The organism is Massilia sp. IC2-278 (genome assembly GCF_020708045.1).
In the GTDB taxonomy this organism is placed as follows: domain Bacteria; phylum Pseudomonadota; class Gammaproteobacteria; order Burkholderiales; family Burkholderiaceae_D; genus Telluria.
This window is the reverse complement of record NZ_JAJFES010000001.1, coordinates 1,062,267-1,076,744: the sequence shown is the minus strand read 5'-3', so window position 1 is coordinate 1,076,744 and position 14,478 is coordinate 1,062,267. Positions and strand designations below refer to the sequence as shown.

Sequence of the window (14,478 nt, the reverse complement as noted above, 5' to 3'; positions counted from 1 at the left end):
CCGCCGTCAGCGCCGCCCGACCAGGTGCGCGTGGAACAAATCGCGGTCGGCGCCCGGAGGCGTCGGGTAGACGATCTTGGCGCCGACGATCGAGGCCACCGGCAAGCCGTCGCGGAACAGGATGCGGTTCGCGCCCAGGGCCGGCACCTTGTCGCCCGGCAGCAGGATGCCGCCCAGGTTCAGCGGATCGACGCCGGACAGGGCGACCAGCGCACCGTCGTGCGGGCGGCGCCGCACCTCGCGCAGCTGGGCGATCGCCTCCGGCAGCGCGAACTGTTCGCCCGAGAAGCCGGCCACGAAGCGCCCGCCGCGGATCTCGCCGCGCGCTTCGAGGCGGTGGTACACCGGCAGCAGCTCGCGCCACGACGGTAGCCAGCCGGCCTCGCGTTCGAGCAGGCGCCAGAACATCACGCCATAGCGGCGCAGCAGGGTCATTGCCACGTGCTCCAGGGTTTCCGGGGCGAGCCGGCGCCGGCGTGGCGGCGTACCGGGATCGAGCGGCGCCTGCGCTTCGGCACGCCGCACCAGGGCCCAGCGCCCGGCTTCTTCCATCGTCGGGCCGGCGCCGCGGCGGCGCTTGCGGTCGTTGCTGGCGCGCTTGCTGGAAGGGAGCAGCATGGCGCGCATGCCGGCGAAGCTGTCGGCGTTCAGGAGGCCGGTGGTGACCAGTTCGCCGAGCGCGTTTTCCAGTTCCATCGGCAGCATGCGCACCTCAAACTGCAGTTCGTCGAAGAACATGGCGCCGTGGCGGCGCAGGGCATCGAGCACCAGGGCGGCGCGCGGCGACACCTCGGGCGGCCCGTCCGGCTGTGGGATGCCATGCCAGAGCGCGGTCTGGCGCCGCGGCAGCAGCACGATGGGCGTCGTGCGCACCGGCCCTCCGGCGGCCGAGCGCGGCGCGTCGATGCGGGTCCAGACGGTCTTGCCGGCGCGGCACAGGTCGTCCAGCCACAGGATCGAGTAATCCGGCAGGCGCAGCGCCAGCAAATCCGGTTCCCAGGAACCGGCCGGGGCCTCGTAGCCTTCCAGCAGGGACAGCAGCTGGGGCAGCGCGTCCTGGCCCTGCCATTGCGTCTCCGGCGTCAGGTGCTGCCAGTCGAACAGGAAGCGCATGAAGTCCTGCAGCTCGACCGGCTCGATTTCGCGCCGCAGGCGCCGGATCGTGTAGCGGTGGATGCGCGCCAGCAGGTGACGCTCGCACCATTCTTCCTCTTCCACGCCCGGCGTGAAGCGCCCGCGCATGACATAGCCTTCGCTTTCCAGCTGGCCGAGGGCGATGGCGACGGTGCTCACTGGCAGGACCAGGCTGGCGGCAATCGCGGCCAGCGGCCGCGGCCCGCTCCCGGACAGGCGCGCGCGCACCACTTCAACCAGCGCCGCATCGCGCGTCCAGGGTTCGCCATCGTTGCCGCGGTGGCTGTCGGGCACAATCAATGGCGGCTCGATGCTGGTATCGGGATAGGCCGCTTGCAGGCAATCGAGCCGCTCGAGGGCCACCCAGAAATCGATGCCGCCCGCATCGCGCATGCGCGTCACGCGGCCTGCCGCCGCGAGTTCAGCCAGCCAGGCCGGCCAATTTTCATCTGCCTGCGCCTGGCGCACGGCCTCCTCCTGGGTGATGCAGGCCAGGGCCACCAGCGCTTCCTGGACTTCGTCGCTGTTGCGCGCGCGCGGCCAGGCTTCCTCGGCCACGGCGGCAATCGCCTCCAGGTCGAGCGCGCCCATGTCGTCCGGCGAAGCCGGGTCGCTCCAGCGCCGGTTCAGCACGGCCTGGGTGCGGCGTTCTTCGAGCGGCGCGTCGTCGAGAAAAGCGTAGGGGCGGGCATTCAGGATCTCGGCCGCCAGCGGCGAGGGCGCCGGCAAATCGCGTGCCAGTAGGCGCATCTCGCCGTTCTCCATGCGCCGCAGCAGCGCCAGCCAGCCCTCGCTGTCCATGGCGTCGTGCAGGCAGTCGTCCAGGGTCTGGTCGACCAGCGGGTGGTCCGGCAGTTCACGGTCGCCGGCGATGTTTTCCAGGCAGGCCGCGCCGTCGGGGAAAATAGTCGCCAGCAGGTCGTCGCTCTTCATGCGCTGCAGTTGCGGCGCCACCTTGCGCCCGCCGGCAAAGCGCGGCAGGGCCAGGGCGGTGGTGGCGTTCCAGCGCCAGCGCACGTTGAACAGCGGCGCGTCCAGCAGGGCCTGGACCAGGATCGGTTCGGCGCTGGCGGCGCGCAGGTAGCGCCAGACTTCGTCGAGCGGGAAGCTGTGGCTGGTCGACAGCGAAAGGATGATCGCGTCCTCGGTGGCCGCCGCCTGCAGCTCGAAATTGAAGCTGCGGCAGAAGCGCTTGCGTAGCGCCAGGCCCCAGGCGCGGTTGATGCGGCTGCCGAAAGGCGTGTGGATCACCAGCTGCATGCCGCCGGATTCGTCGAAGAAGCGCTCCATCACCAGCGTGTCCTGGGTCGGCAGCGCGCCCAGCGCCGCGCGGGCGCGGGCCAGGTAGTCGACGATCTGGCCGGCCGCGTCTTCCTTCAGGCCGAGGTGTTCGCCCAGCCAGTCGGCGGCGCGCTCGAGTGCGGCGCTATTGTCAACTGGGGCGTCCTTGCGCTTGCCGCCAGCCGGACCGGCCAGCTGGCGCTCGACCTCCGCGCGCAGGCGCGCCACGCCGTGCGACAGTTCGTCGCTGCGTCCCGGTGCCTCGCCATGCCAGAACGGGATGTTCGGCGCCGCGCCATGCGCGTCTTCCACGCGCACGCGGCCCGATTCGATGTTCATGATGCGGTAGGAGGTGTTCCCGAGCTGGAAGACGTCACCGGCCAGGCTTTCGACTGCGAAGTCCTCGTTGACGGTGCCGACCGACAGCCCTTGCGGCTCCAGCAGCACCGTGTAGTCGGCATTCTCGGGGATGGTGCCGCCCGAAGTGACCGCCGCCAGCTTGCCGCCGCGCCGCCCGCGCAGCGAACAGGTGGCGGCGTCGCGGTGGATGTAGGCGCCGCGCACGCCGGCGCGCGTGGTATAGCCTTCGGCCAGCATGCGCAGCAGGGCGTCGTATTTTTCGCGCGCCAGCTCCGCATAGGGCTGGGCCTGGCGCACCAGCGCGAACAGGGCGTCCTCGCTCCACTCCTGGCAGGCCACTTCGGCCACGATCTGCTGGGCCAGCACGTCGAGCGGCGCCTGCGGAATGCGCAGCATATCGAGTTCGCCGCGCCGCACGCAGTCGAGCAGGGCCGCGCATTCGACCAGGTCGTCGCGCGAGGTCGGGAACAGGCGCCCCTTGGGCGTGCCGCCGACAAAATGCCCGGAACGGCCCACGCGCTGCAGGAAGGCGGCGATATTGCGTGGCGAGCCGACCTGGCACACCAGGTCGACGTCGCCGATGTCGATGCCCAGCTCCAGCGAGGCAGTCGCGATCAGCGCCTGCAGTTCGCCGCGCTTCAGGCGCTGCTCGGCCTCCAGCCGGTATTCCTTGGCCAGGCTGCCGTGGTGGGCGGCCACGTGGCCGGCGCCGAGGCGGTCGCCCAGGTGGCGCGCCAGGCGCTCGGCCATGCGCCGCGTGTTCACGAAGATCAGCGTGGTCCGGTGCAGCACCACCAGTTCGGCCATGCGGTCGTAGACGCGCTCCCAGACTTCGTTCGGCATCACCGCTTCCAGCGGCACCGGCGGCAGTTCCAGGCCCAGGTCGCGCGCCCGCACGTGGCCGACGTCGACCACGGCGCAGGGCCCGCCGGCGCGCCCGACCAGGAAGTCGGCCACGGCGGAAATCGGCTTCTGGGTCGCGGACAGGCCGATGCGCACCGGCGGCGGACGCCCGCCCTGCGCGCACAGGGCATCGAGGCGTTCCAGGCTGAGCGCCAGGTGGCTGCCACGCTTGCTGCCGGCCACGGCGTGGATTTCGTCGACGATCACGGTGCGCACGGTCTGCAGCATGGCGCGCCCGCTGTCGGAACCGAGCAGCACGTACAGCGACTCGGGCGTCGACACCAGGATGTGCGGCGGGCGCCGGCGCATGGCGTTGCGCTCGGCGGTGGTGGTGTCGCCGGTGCGCACCGCGCTGCGGATGCCGTGCGGCGGCAGGTCCATCGCTTCCAGCCGGGCGCCGATGCCGGCCAGCGGCCCTTCCAGGTTGACGCGGATATCGTTCGACAAGGCCTTGAGCGGCGACACGTACAGCACCCGGGTCTCGTCGGGCAGCGGCGCCACGGCGCCCTCGCGCACCAGGGCGTCGATGGCGGCCAGGAAGGCGGTCAGGGTCTTGCCCGAGCCGGTGGGCGCCGCCACCAGCGTGGCGCGGCCGGACTGGATAGACGGCCAGGCGCGCAGCTGGGCCTCGGTGGCGGCCGGGAAGCTGGCGTCGAACCAGGCGCTGACGGCCGGGTGGAAGTCGTGCCGCAAATTGTCGAGAGGAGGGCGGTCGTTCATCGGGATCAGATGGGGTTCGATCGGCAGGAGGCAAGGCCGGATCGTGCGCGAGCGAACAGACCGGGCTTGGCGGGGCGCTCGACAATGCATGTCAAGAATACACAAGAATCAGGAGCGGAGATGGAACAGGCTGGGCGCCGGCGGCGCCGCGGGCATACCCGGCGCCGGCTGGGTTGGCTATCCTTGGCTGCCGCCCTGCTGGGCATCGTGGCCGTGGCCATCATGTGGCGCCCGGCGCTGGCGCCGGTCGAGGCCGCCCCGCGCTTCGAGCCCGGCCTGGTGGAGCGCGGCGCGCGCGTGGCGGCGCTCGGGACCTGCGCCGCCTGCCATACGGTCGACCCGGCGCGTCCCTTCGCCGGCGGCTTCCCCATCGAGACGCCTTTCGGCACCGTCTACAGCACCAACATCACGCCCGACGCCCGTACCGGCATCGGCGGCTGGAGCGAAGAAGCGTTTACACGCGCCATGCGCGAGGGCGTGTCGCGCGACGGCCATCTGCTGTATCCGGCCTTTCCCTACAATCACTATGCGCGCCTGGAGCAGGACGACGTGCGCGCCCTCTACGCTTACTTCATGACGCGTCCGCCGCTGGATGCCCCGGCGCGGAAAAACGAGATGACTTTCCCGTTCGGCTTGCGTCCGTTGGTCGGCTTCTGGAACATGCTGTATCTCAGCGACGAACCGGTCCGCCCCGACGCGAAGCAGTCGGCCGAATGGAACCGCGGCGCCTACGTGGCCGACGCGCTGGCGCATTGCAGCGCCTGCCACACGCCGCGCACCCGCCTGGGCGGGCCGGACGACAAGCGCTTCTTCGACGGCGGCGAGGCCGAGGACTGGTACGTGCCGGCGCTGAATGCGAAGTCCCCATCGCCGCTGCCCTGGACGCAGGAACACCTGTTCGCCTACCTGCGCACCGGCATCGCGCCCGGCCACGCGGCCGCGGGCGGGCCGATGCAGGGCGTGGTCGAGAATTTGCGCCAGGCCGACCCGGCCGACGTCGAGGCGCTGGCCACCTACATCCACAGCTACCTGGCCCAGGCCCCGGCGCGCGACACCCCGGCACGCCGCCCCGGCAGCCTGCCGCCGCCAAAGCCGGATGATCCCGACCTGGCGCGCATGCAGCTCGGCCACCAGGTATATGTGAACGCCTGCGCGCGCTGCCACGACGCCGGCCGCACCGAAAGCTCGGGCACGGCGCTGCAGCTGCAGCAGGCGGTGGCCCTGTACGACCCCGATCCGCGCAGCCTGATCCACCTGGTACGCGACGGCATCGCCCCGCCCGACGGCGAACCGGCGCGCTGGATGCCCGGCTTCGGCGCCATCCTCACCGACGAACAAACGGTCGCGCTGGCGGCCTACCTGCGGCGCTATGGCGCCGGCCAGCCGGTCTGGCCCGAGCTCGAGAAACAGGTCCGGAAAGGCAAGCAATGAACTACGAACTCCAGGTCAACGGCAAACGGCACCGCGTCGACACCGACGCCGACACGCCCTTGCTCTACGTGCTGCGCGACGACCTGCAACTGAATGGGGCCAAGTTCGGCTGCGGCCTTGGCCAGTGCGGCGCCTGCACCGTGATGCTCGACGGCGCGCCGGTGATGTCCTGCATCGTGCCGGTGTCGGTCGTGGGTGCGCGGCCGGTGCGCACGGTGGAAGGACTGGGCACGGTGGACAAGCCCGGCGTGCTGCAGCAGGCCTTCATCGACGAGCAGGCGGCCCAGTGCGGTTACTGCATCGCCGGCATGATCATGCGTGCGCAAGCCCTGCTCGACAAGCATCCGAGCCCGACCGACGAGCAGATTCGCAGCCACATGATGCCGAATCTGTGCCGCTGCGGCACGCATATGCGCATCCTGCGCGCGGTGCGGCGCGCGGCGAATACCTTGAGCAGGCAGCCGGCCGGAGGCCGTTCGTGAACGCGCCCTTGCCGAACCCGGGCCGGCGCCGCCTGCTGGCTGCCGCCGGCTCCCTGACCCTCGCGTTCTCGCTGGCGCCGGCCTGGTCGCAGGGCGAGGGCGGCGCCAAGGGCAAGGAAGGCGGCCTGCCCGGCAGCCTGGAAAAGGAACCCTGGCTCGACGCCTGGATCCGCATCGAGGCGAACAACGCCGTCACCGTCTTTACCGGCAAGGCCGAACTGGGGCAGGGCATCAAGACTGCCTTGCTGCAGGTGGCGGCCGAAGAGTTGCAGGTGAACCCGGGCCGCATCCGCCTGGTCACCGCCGACACCGCGCGCACCCCGAACGAAGGTTATACCGCCGGCAGCCACTCGATGCAGGACAGCGGCACCGCGCTGCGCCACGCCGCCGCCCAGGTGCGCTTCATCCTGGCCGGGATGGCGGCGCAGCGCTTCCAGGTCGCCGAGAACGCCTTGACCCTGCGCGACGGCGTGTTCGAGGCGCCGGGCGGGCGCCGCGTGACGTACGGCGAACTGCTGGCCGGCCGCCAGCTGCACCTGCGCGCCGACGGCAAGGCGCCCCTGCGCCCGCGTGCCGCGCACACGGTCTCCGGCAAGCCGCTGCGCCGTACCGACATTCCGGCCAAGGTCACCGGCGGCAGCGCCTACGTGCAGGACCTGCGCCTGCCGGGTATGGTGCATGCGCGCGTGGTGCGTCCGCCTTCGCAGGCGGCGCAACTGGTGGCCGTCGATACGGCGGGCGTGGCGCGCCAGCCCGGTGTACTGAAAGTCGTGCGCGATGGACGCTATCTGGCAGTCATCGCCGATGGCGAATACCGCGCCGTGAAGGCAGCCACCATGCTGGCCCGTACCACGCGCTGGGACGTGCCTGCCGCGCTGCCCGGAACGAAAAATGTGCCGGCCGACGTGCGGGCGCGGCCTGCCGAAGACATGCCTATCCTGGAACGCGGTTCGGCCGGGTCAGGGGGGCGCACCATCAGCGCAACCTATACCCGCCCCTGGCAACTGCACGCCTCAATCGGCCCGTCGTGCGCGGTGGCCCAGCTGATCGGCGGACAGTACACCGTGTGGACCCACTCGCAAGGCGTCTACCCGCTGCGCGAAGCGCTGGCCGAGCTGCTGGGCGTGGACAAGGAAACCATCCGCTGCATCCACGTCGAGGGTTCGGGCTGCTACGGGCACAACGCGGCCGACGACGTGGCCGCCGACGCCGCGCTGCTGGCGCGCAGCTATCCGGGCCGTCCGGTGCGGGTGCAGTGGATGCGCGAGGAAGAACACGCCTGGGAACCCTTCGGCCCGGCCATGCTGGTGGATGCGCGCGCCACGCTCGGCGCCGACGGACGCATCGCCGACTGGGAGTACGCGGTCACCAGCCCCTCGCACAACAACCGCCCGGGCAAGGCCGGCAACCTGCTGGCGGCGACCCACCTGGCCAAGGCGTTCACGCCGCCTCCGGGCAAGCCGATTCCCCAGCCCGAGGGCGGCGGCGACCGCAACGCGATTCCGTACTACGTGCTGCCGAACGCGCGCGTGACCCACCGCTTCCAGCAGAACGCGCCGCTGCGCACCTCGGCCCTGCGTTCGCTCGGCGCCTACTGCAACGTGTTTGCCATCGAGAGCTTCATGGACGAACTGGCGCTGGCGGCGAATGCCGACCCGGTCGCCTTCCGCCTGCGCCACCTGGACGATCCGCGCGCCATCGACGTGGTCAAGCTGGCCGCCGACAAGTTCGGCTGGAACGCCTACCGGCCAGGCCCGCGCCGCGGCCGCGGCTTCGCCTTTGCGCGTTACAAGAACCTGGCGGCGTATTGCGCGCTGGCGCTGGAAGTCGAGGTCGCCCGTGAGACCGGCTTCGTGCGCATCCTGCGCGCGGTGGCGGCGGTCGATTGCGGCGAGGTCGTGAATCCCGACGGTGTACGCAACCAGATCGAGGGCGGCATCATCCAGTCGGCCAGCTGGACGTTACTGGAGCAGGTGCGCTTCGACGAGCGCCAGGTGCAGACCGTCGACTGGGCCTCGTATCCCATCCTGCGCTTCAACCAGGTGCCGCACAGCCTGGAGGTGCACCTGATGGACCGCCCCGGCCAGCCTTTCCTCGGCACCGGCGAGGCGGCGCAGGGGCCGGCAGCGGCGGCGCTGGCGAACGCGGTGGCGCAGGCCGCCGGCGTGCGCGTGCGCGATTTGCCGCTCGACCGGGCACGTATGCGCGCGGCAAAGTAGAACCTGCCCCTGCGCAGGGGCATGCTTTTCCGCTATCATCGCCGGTTCCGCATCCGCGAACCTGCCCGTGAGCGCCACGATCTCTCCAACCAGCCTGCTGCCGCGTACCCTCGACCTCGTCAACTGCGGCCTGGTGGTGCTCGACAGTGCGCAGCGCATCGTGCTGTGGAACCGCTGGATGGCGGCGCGCTCGGGATATGCCGCCACGCGCGTGCACGGACGTTCGCTGTTCGAGGTCTTCCCGGAACTGCGCGGCGCGCGCGTGGAGAAGGCGGTGCTGGCGGCGCTGGGCGCGGGCGTGGCGGCGAATCTGCCGCAAGGCCAGGCGCCGGCGCCGTTCCCGCTGCGCGAGGCCGGCAGCTTCGACGGCGCGCGCATCGAGCAGGCGGTGTCGGTGACACCGTTCACCGAGGATGGTGAACGCTACTGCCTGATCGAAGTGCGCGACGTCAGCGGCACGGTCGACCGCGAACGCCAGCTGCGCGAGCACGCCGAAACGCTGCGTGCGCGTTCGTATGGCGACGGCCTGACCGGGATCGCCAACCGCCGCTACTTCGACGTCGCCCTTGACCGCGAGCTGCGCCGCGCCGGGCGCACCGGCAGCCCCTTGTCATTGCTGATGATGGACATCGATTCCTTCAAGGCCTACAACGACCACTTCGGCCACCAGCAGGGCGACGCCTGTCTGACGGCGGTGGCGCAGGCGCTGGCGGCCATGCTGAAACGCCCGGCCGATGTGGCGGCGCGCTACGGCGGCGAAGAGTTCGCGGCGATCCTGCCGGATACCACGTTGGAGCAGGCGTGCGCGCATGCGAATGCGATCCGCGCGCAGGTGGCGGCGCTGGCGCTGGAGCAGGCGCCGGCGGCGGTGTGGCCGGTGATGACGCTCAGCATCGGCGTGGCGAGCTTCGACAAGGCGCGCCTGAGCGATGCCGCCGCCCTGATCGCGGCGGCGGACCGGGCGCTGTATGCAGCCAAGCGCGGCGGGCGCGACCGGGTGGTTGCCGATGGCGCTGCTATCGCAGCCGCTTAGGACATTGCCGCAGGCGGCTGGCGCCAAAGATGCAGGCCTGTTTTGCCGTATCAGCAGGCGGCGTTGCGTGCCTTGCGGCGACGTGCCGCGCCCGTCAGGCCAGCGGCCCCCAGAGCAAGCAGCGCAAGGCTGCCGGGTTCGGGAATGACATTCAGCCTTGGGGCGATATGTTCCAGGCCGTCCGGATACTCGCCGATTTCGCGCAGATAGAGATCGAACTCGTCCGCGACGCCGTCCTCGACCGCGTGGCGCGTGGCCGTTCCCGTCGGGTACAGCACGAGGTTGGGGAAGGGTTCCCAGAATGGCTCGCGGTACCACTGCACGGCCGAAAAGCGCGAGGTAATCCTCCAGACATCGGCGTTATCAGTCGGCGAGAAATTGAACCACATGTTCACGTTGGTCCATTCGTCGAGATAACTGAAAACGCTGAAGCGGGATGGCCCTTCGTTGTCGTATCGCGCACGGGTCCAGTTCAGGTTTCCATAATTACCGCTGGCAAAGAGATTAAAGGCGTAGCGGCCATTGTCGACGGTGAAGTTGTACCCGGCGATCGACAAGTCTTCTTCATTCTGGAAGAAATACCCGCTCAGCATAGGACCGTCCAGGTCATAACGGGCATAGCCCGCGGATGCGTTAAGCGAAAATAATGCGGCGGCTGCGAACGCTACAAGTTTTTTCATCATGATTGTGATCCCCGGTTAAGTGGTGACCACGGTATAGCAAGCCGAATGCCATGCCTGCAAAAGCCTGAAGTAACAAGTACTTGGCGCACTGATCAACTACCGATGCAACTGTGCTGTCAGTTTTTTCGACACCAGGGCCGCCTGCAACAATTGGCGAGATTTCCGGGGCAGCCGGCGGTTTATACTCCTTGCGCGTTTTCTTCGACGCCATGCCACGCTCATATGAAGGGGAATCAATGAAGTTCACTCACGCCGTGCTCGGCCTGTCCATCCTTGTCGCCGCACCGGCATTTTCCGCGACCGCGGCGCCGGCGCCCAAGGCCGCAGCGGCCAGTACCGCGCACATCCAGGCAGTGCAAAACCTGCTCGGCGTGATGCACGTCGAGTACGAACTGCGCGCCGTCGCCGCCCGCACCCGCTTCCCGACTGAAGCGCAGCGCAAGGCCGTGAACGCAAAGCTCGACAAGATGCCGCCGGCCGAGGTGCATCGGCGCCTGGCGCCATCGCTGGCGCGCGTGATTTCGCTCGATACCGCCACCGAGATGACCCGTTTCTACGGCACTCCGTACGGCAAGAAGATCATCCACCAGAAGTACAACAGCGGCCCGCAAATCATGATGCCGGGGATGTCGGGCGCCGTGTCGCCGGAAGAAAAGAAGGAGCGCAAGCGCGCGGCGTATGTCCAGGCGAGCCAGGAGCTGGCCGCGGCGGAGCCGGCCATCCAGCATGAGGCGTTCAAGCTGCTCCAAGCGCTGAACAACGAGAAGCACTGATACGCCTGTGGAAAGGATGCGGATGGGTTTTACCAAGGCGCCGTGTACGGAACAGGTGTTCGATGCATTGCGCTTGCCGGCAAGCCTGCACGAATCGGAAAGCCTGAATCCGATCGGCCGTGACCTTATCCATGATCTTGCCGCGTGCAGCGCGCTGATTCCGCATCCGTTTCACTACTCGGAGTATCCGGATCGCCAGCTCAGCTTCTACTTGCGCGGCCAGTGTTTCAGGGCCTGGGAGTATGTCACGCGTCCCGATGACCTCGACCGCGTGGAAGTGTCGATCGGCGACGGCGTCGATGAAGCCACGTGCGGGGACGTGGCTAACTTGCTCGCGCAGGCAGTCGGCCTGATGCGCAACGAGGCTGCCGCGTCGATTCCCGTCAAGCTGCTCAGAAAGGAGGCGCCACGCGTGCGCGTGCCGCGCTCACCGGCCGAGATCATTCCGAAGTTGAACACGCTGGCCGAGCACTATGTCCGGCTGAAGCACTTCAATGCGGAAGAGGTGGCGGTTGCAGCATTGATCGGCGTGGTGCTGCTTCCCGAGGAAGTCGCGCCGCTCGAACGGCATTTGCAGGAGTTCGGATGGGATGAGCTGGTCCCGGACGTGCGGGAACTCGTCGCCACGGCGCTGGCGCGCGTTCATGGAACTGCGCACAGCACTGCATCCGGCACCGCAACACCCGGGACCGCGTAAAGCATTCAGCGCGCCAGCCCAGGCGCGCGTCAGGGCGCGTGCGGCGCGGCCGCCTGCATGGCCTCCGCGACATCGTTCCGGCCCACCGCCGCGAGTCCCTCGATTGCCCCGCGCAGGTCGCGCGCATCCTTGTTCTGGCTGAGCTTTGATTTGCCCTCCAGCCGCGTGATCTCGATCTCGATGCCGACGATCGCCTGCAACAGCCCGTCGATGAATTCGCGCGGGCTGTCCGCCATCTTCCACGGCAGCGCTTGCGAGGCTTCATGCGTCTTCGTCAGGCGCCCGACGATGCCGCGCACGAAACGCTCGTCGTCGACGATCCGTACCCGCCCGTGCACATGCGCCACCATGTAGTTCCAGGTCGGCACCTGCCGGTGCTGTTCGTGCTTCGAGGGATACCAGTTCGGAGAGATATAGGCGTCGGCCGCGCGGAAGATCACCATCACCTCGTCGCCATCGCGCAGCTGCTGCCAGACAGGATTGGCGCGCGCCACGTGGCCGGCGAGCGTGCCCAGGCTGCCGGATGCGGCATCGAGTTCGAAGGGAAGGTGATTCGCGTCGAGTCCCGCCGCGCCATGCGTGACCAGCATGCCGAGCGGATGCCGGCGTATCAGGTCGTGCAAGACCTCGGGGCGGGATTCGGCGAAATGGGCGGGGATGTACATGGCGGTCATGCTCAGGGCGACAATCGCTCGATTATCGCCCGGATTTCCCGCCCGTGGACCAACAAGACAGCGATTACTTCGGCTGGTAGATCTGGTCGAACACGCCGCCGTCGGCGAAGTGGGTCTTCTGCGCATTCGCCCAGTTGCCTGCCACATCGCCGATGGTGAACAGCTTCACCTGCGGGAAGTTCTTCGCGTATTGCTGGGCCGCTTTCGGCGTGGCCGGGCGGTAGTAGTTCTGCGCGATGATGGCCTGCGCTTCGTCGGTGTAGAGGAAGTTCAGGTAAGCCTCGGCCACCTTGCGGGTGCCGTGCTTGTCGGCGAACTTGTCGACGATCGCCACCGGCGGCTCGGCCAGGATGCTGACCGATGGGGTAATGATGTCGAACTTGTCCGGGCCGAGTTCCTTGACCGCCAGGTAGGCTTCGTTTTCCCAGGCGATCAGCACGTCGCCGATGCCGCGTTCGACGAAGGTGGTGGTGGCGCCGCGCGCGCCGGAATCGAGAACCGGCACGTTTTTATACAGTTTGGTCAGGAAGTCCTTGGCCTTGGCTTCGTTGCCGCCCGGCTGGCGCAGGGCATAGCCCCAGGCGGCCAGGTGGTTCCAGCGCGCGCCGCCCGAGGTCTTCGGATTCGGGGTGATGACGGCCACGCCCGGCTTGACCAGGTCGTTCCAGTCCTTGATCCCTTTCGGATTTCCCTTGCGCACCAGCAGCACGATGGTCGAGGTATAAGGCGAGGCGTTGTGCGGCAGGCGGGTTTGCCAATCCTTGCGCAGCAGGTTCTTGTCGGTGAGGGCGTCGATGTCGTAGCCGAGGGCCAGCGTCACCACGTCCGCTTCCAGGCCGTCGATCACCGAGCGCGCCTGCTTGCCCGAGCCGCCGTGCGACTGCTTGATCTTGACGTTGTCGCCGCTTTTCGCTTTCCACGACTTGGCAAAGGCCGCGTTCACGTCCTGGTACAGTTCGCGGGTCGGGTCGTAGGACACGTTCAGCAGGTTGATGTCGGCAGCAAAGGCTGGTTGCAGCAGGGCGGTGGCGGCGAGCAGGACCAGCAGTTTTTTCTTGATCATGGTTATTTCTGTAAGGAAGTCATCAGTGGGATTACCTTACTGGCGGGGCATGGGCGTGTGAACGAAGCTTTTTGACCATGCGTATTTGTTTTTCGCATAAGAAGCCGCTTGCCGGGGCAGGACCGGGCGGCGATGCGGTAAACTGCGCGCCTCCTTCTAAACATATAGAGAAAGTGTATGAAGTCGCTCCCTATCGAGCTGCGCACGCGCGCGCTGGCCTGCCTGCTGGAATGCGATCCGGCGGCCAAGGTGCGCATGGTGCTGGAACTCGCCGCGCATCAGCGTAACGGCAACTGGTCGGTCGACGCCGCCGCCGCGCTGGCGGCCCCTGTCGGCATCCCGGGACGTCCGTCGAAACCCGACCTGGTGCCGCCGCTCCAGGTTGGCCGCCGCTCGATGGCGACCAACGAAGGCCGGGCGATGCTGGTGCACGCGCTGGCGCACATCGAGTTCAACGCCATCAACCTGGCGCTCGACGCGCTGTGGCGCTTCCCTGGCTTGCCGGACGCCTACTACACCGACTGGCTGCGCGTGGCGAAGGAAGAGGCCACGCACTTCGACATGCTCTCAAAGCACCTGGCGACGCTCGGCCATGCCTACGGCGACTTCCCGGCCCATAACAGCCTGTGGGAGATGGTCGAGAAAACGAGCGGCGACGTCGTGGCGCGGATGGCCCTGGTGCCGCGCACGCTGGAAGCGCGCGGCCTCGATGCGATCCCGCCGCTGCGCGCGAAGCTGGCCCAGGCCGGCGACATGGCGGCTGCCGCCATCCTCGACATCCTGCTGGTCGAGGAAGAGGGCCACGTGGAGATCGGCAATCGCTGGTTCTTCCACCTGTGCGCGCAGCAGGGGCTGGAACCGATGGCGACCTACGACGAATTGACGCTGCGCTACAAGGCGCCGGTGTTGAAGGGACCGTTCAACATCGAGGCCCGGCGGCGGGCGGGCTTCAGCGAAGCGGAGTTGGCGCGTTTCGGGTGACTGGTGGATTTGCACTGGTCTGGCTGCGGCTTTGCATCCTAAAG

At 68.4% G+C, this 14,478-nt stretch carries 12 protein-coding genes; 7 read left to right on the top strand and 5 right to left on the bottom strand.

The annotated features are described in order from the left end of the window. Positions 1 to 6: 6 nt before the first annotated feature. Positions 7 to 4,398 carry a DEAD/DEAH box helicase gene (locus tag LK540_RS04715; RefSeq protein WP_229435869.1) on the bottom strand — a complete coding sequence of 1,464 codons (4,392 nt, stop codon included), beginning with the start codon at positions 4,396 to 4,398 and terminating at the stop codon, positions 7 to 9. A gap of 120 nt (positions 4,399 to 4,518) precedes the next feature. Here LK540_RS04715 and LK540_RS04710 point away from each other — a divergent pair, with 120 nt between their 5' ends. The 4 genes from LK540_RS04710 (at position 4,519) to LK540_RS04695 (ending at position 9,563) form a co-directional block, all read left to right on the top strand. Further along, a complete protein-coding gene (locus tag LK540_RS04710; protein WP_229435868.1) occupies positions 4,519 to 5,829 on the top strand; it encodes a cytochrome c in 1,311 nt (436 codons plus the stop codon). Further along, on the top strand, positions 5,826 to 6,311 hold the full coding sequence (locus LK540_RS04705) for a (2Fe-2S)-binding protein (protein WP_229435867.1): 486 nt from the start codon (positions 5,826 to 5,828) through the stop codon (positions 6,309 to 6,311). The genes LK540_RS04710 and LK540_RS04705 overlap by 4 nt, the downstream gene beginning before the upstream one ends. After that, entirely contained in the window at positions 6,308 to 8,530 is a 2,223-nt protein-coding gene (locus LK540_RS04700) for a molybdopterin cofactor-binding domain-containing protein (protein ID WP_229435866.1), read from the top strand. Before LK540_RS04705 ends, LK540_RS04700 begins: the two co-directional genes overlap by 4 nt. Before the next feature lie 67 nt (positions 8,531 to 8,597). After that, positions 8,598 to 9,563 carry a sensor domain-containing diguanylate cyclase gene (locus tag LK540_RS04695; RefSeq protein WP_229435865.1) on the top strand — a complete coding sequence of 322 codons (966 nt, stop codon included), beginning with the start codon at positions 8,598 to 8,600 and terminating at the stop codon, positions 9,561 to 9,563. Positions 9,564 to 9,613: 50 nt separating this feature from the next. Here the strand turns inward: LK540_RS04695 and LK540_RS04690 are convergent, their stop codons facing one another. Continuing rightward, entirely contained in the window at positions 9,614 to 10,246 is a 633-nt protein-coding gene (locus LK540_RS04690; protein ID WP_229435864.1) for a PEP-CTERM sorting domain-containing protein, read from the bottom strand. After that, positions 10,197 to 10,457, bottom strand: a complete 261-nt coding sequence (locus LK540_RS04685) for a hypothetical protein (protein WP_229435863.1) — start codon at positions 10,455 to 10,457, stop codon at positions 10,197 to 10,199. The genes LK540_RS04690 and LK540_RS04685 overlap by 50 nt, the downstream gene beginning before the upstream one ends. Positions 10,458 to 10,482: 25 nt before the next feature. On the opposite strand from LK540_RS04685, the gene LK540_RS04680 reads away from it, so the two are divergent. Beyond that, complete coding sequence (locus tag LK540_RS04680) at positions 10,483 to 11,019, top strand: hypothetical protein (RefSeq protein WP_229435862.1); 537 nt, start codon at positions 10,483 to 10,485, stop codon at positions 11,017 to 11,019. 22 nt (positions 11,020 to 11,041) lie between these two features. Further along, a complete protein-coding gene (locus LK540_RS04675; RefSeq protein WP_229435861.1) occupies positions 11,042 to 11,716 on the top strand; it encodes a hypothetical protein in 675 nt (224 codons plus the stop codon). Between the two features lie 29 nt (positions 11,717 to 11,745). Here LK540_RS04675 and LK540_RS04670 read toward each other — a convergent pair whose 3' ends face one another. Beyond that, complete coding sequence (locus LK540_RS04670; protein WP_229435860.1) at positions 11,746 to 12,381, bottom strand: FMN-binding negative transcriptional regulator; 636 nt, start codon at positions 12,379 to 12,381, stop codon at positions 11,746 to 11,748. A 73-nt stretch (positions 12,382 to 12,454) separates the two neighbouring features. Continuing rightward, positions 12,455 to 13,453 (bottom strand): sulfate ABC transporter substrate-binding protein, encoded by a 999-nt coding sequence (locus tag LK540_RS04665; RefSeq protein ID WP_229435859.1) that lies wholly within the window; start codon positions 13,451 to 13,453, stop codon positions 12,455 to 12,457. Positions 13,454 to 13,630: 177 nt separating this feature from the next. Between LK540_RS04665 and LK540_RS04660 the strand changes: the two genes are divergently transcribed. Then, the gene (locus tag LK540_RS04660; protein ID WP_229435858.1) at positions 13,631 to 14,434 is read left to right on the top strand and encodes a ferritin-like domain-containing protein; all 804 of its coding nucleotides are present in this window, start codon (positions 13,631 to 13,633) and stop codon (positions 14,432 to 14,434) included. Positions 14,435 to 14,478: the final 44 nt, after the last annotated feature.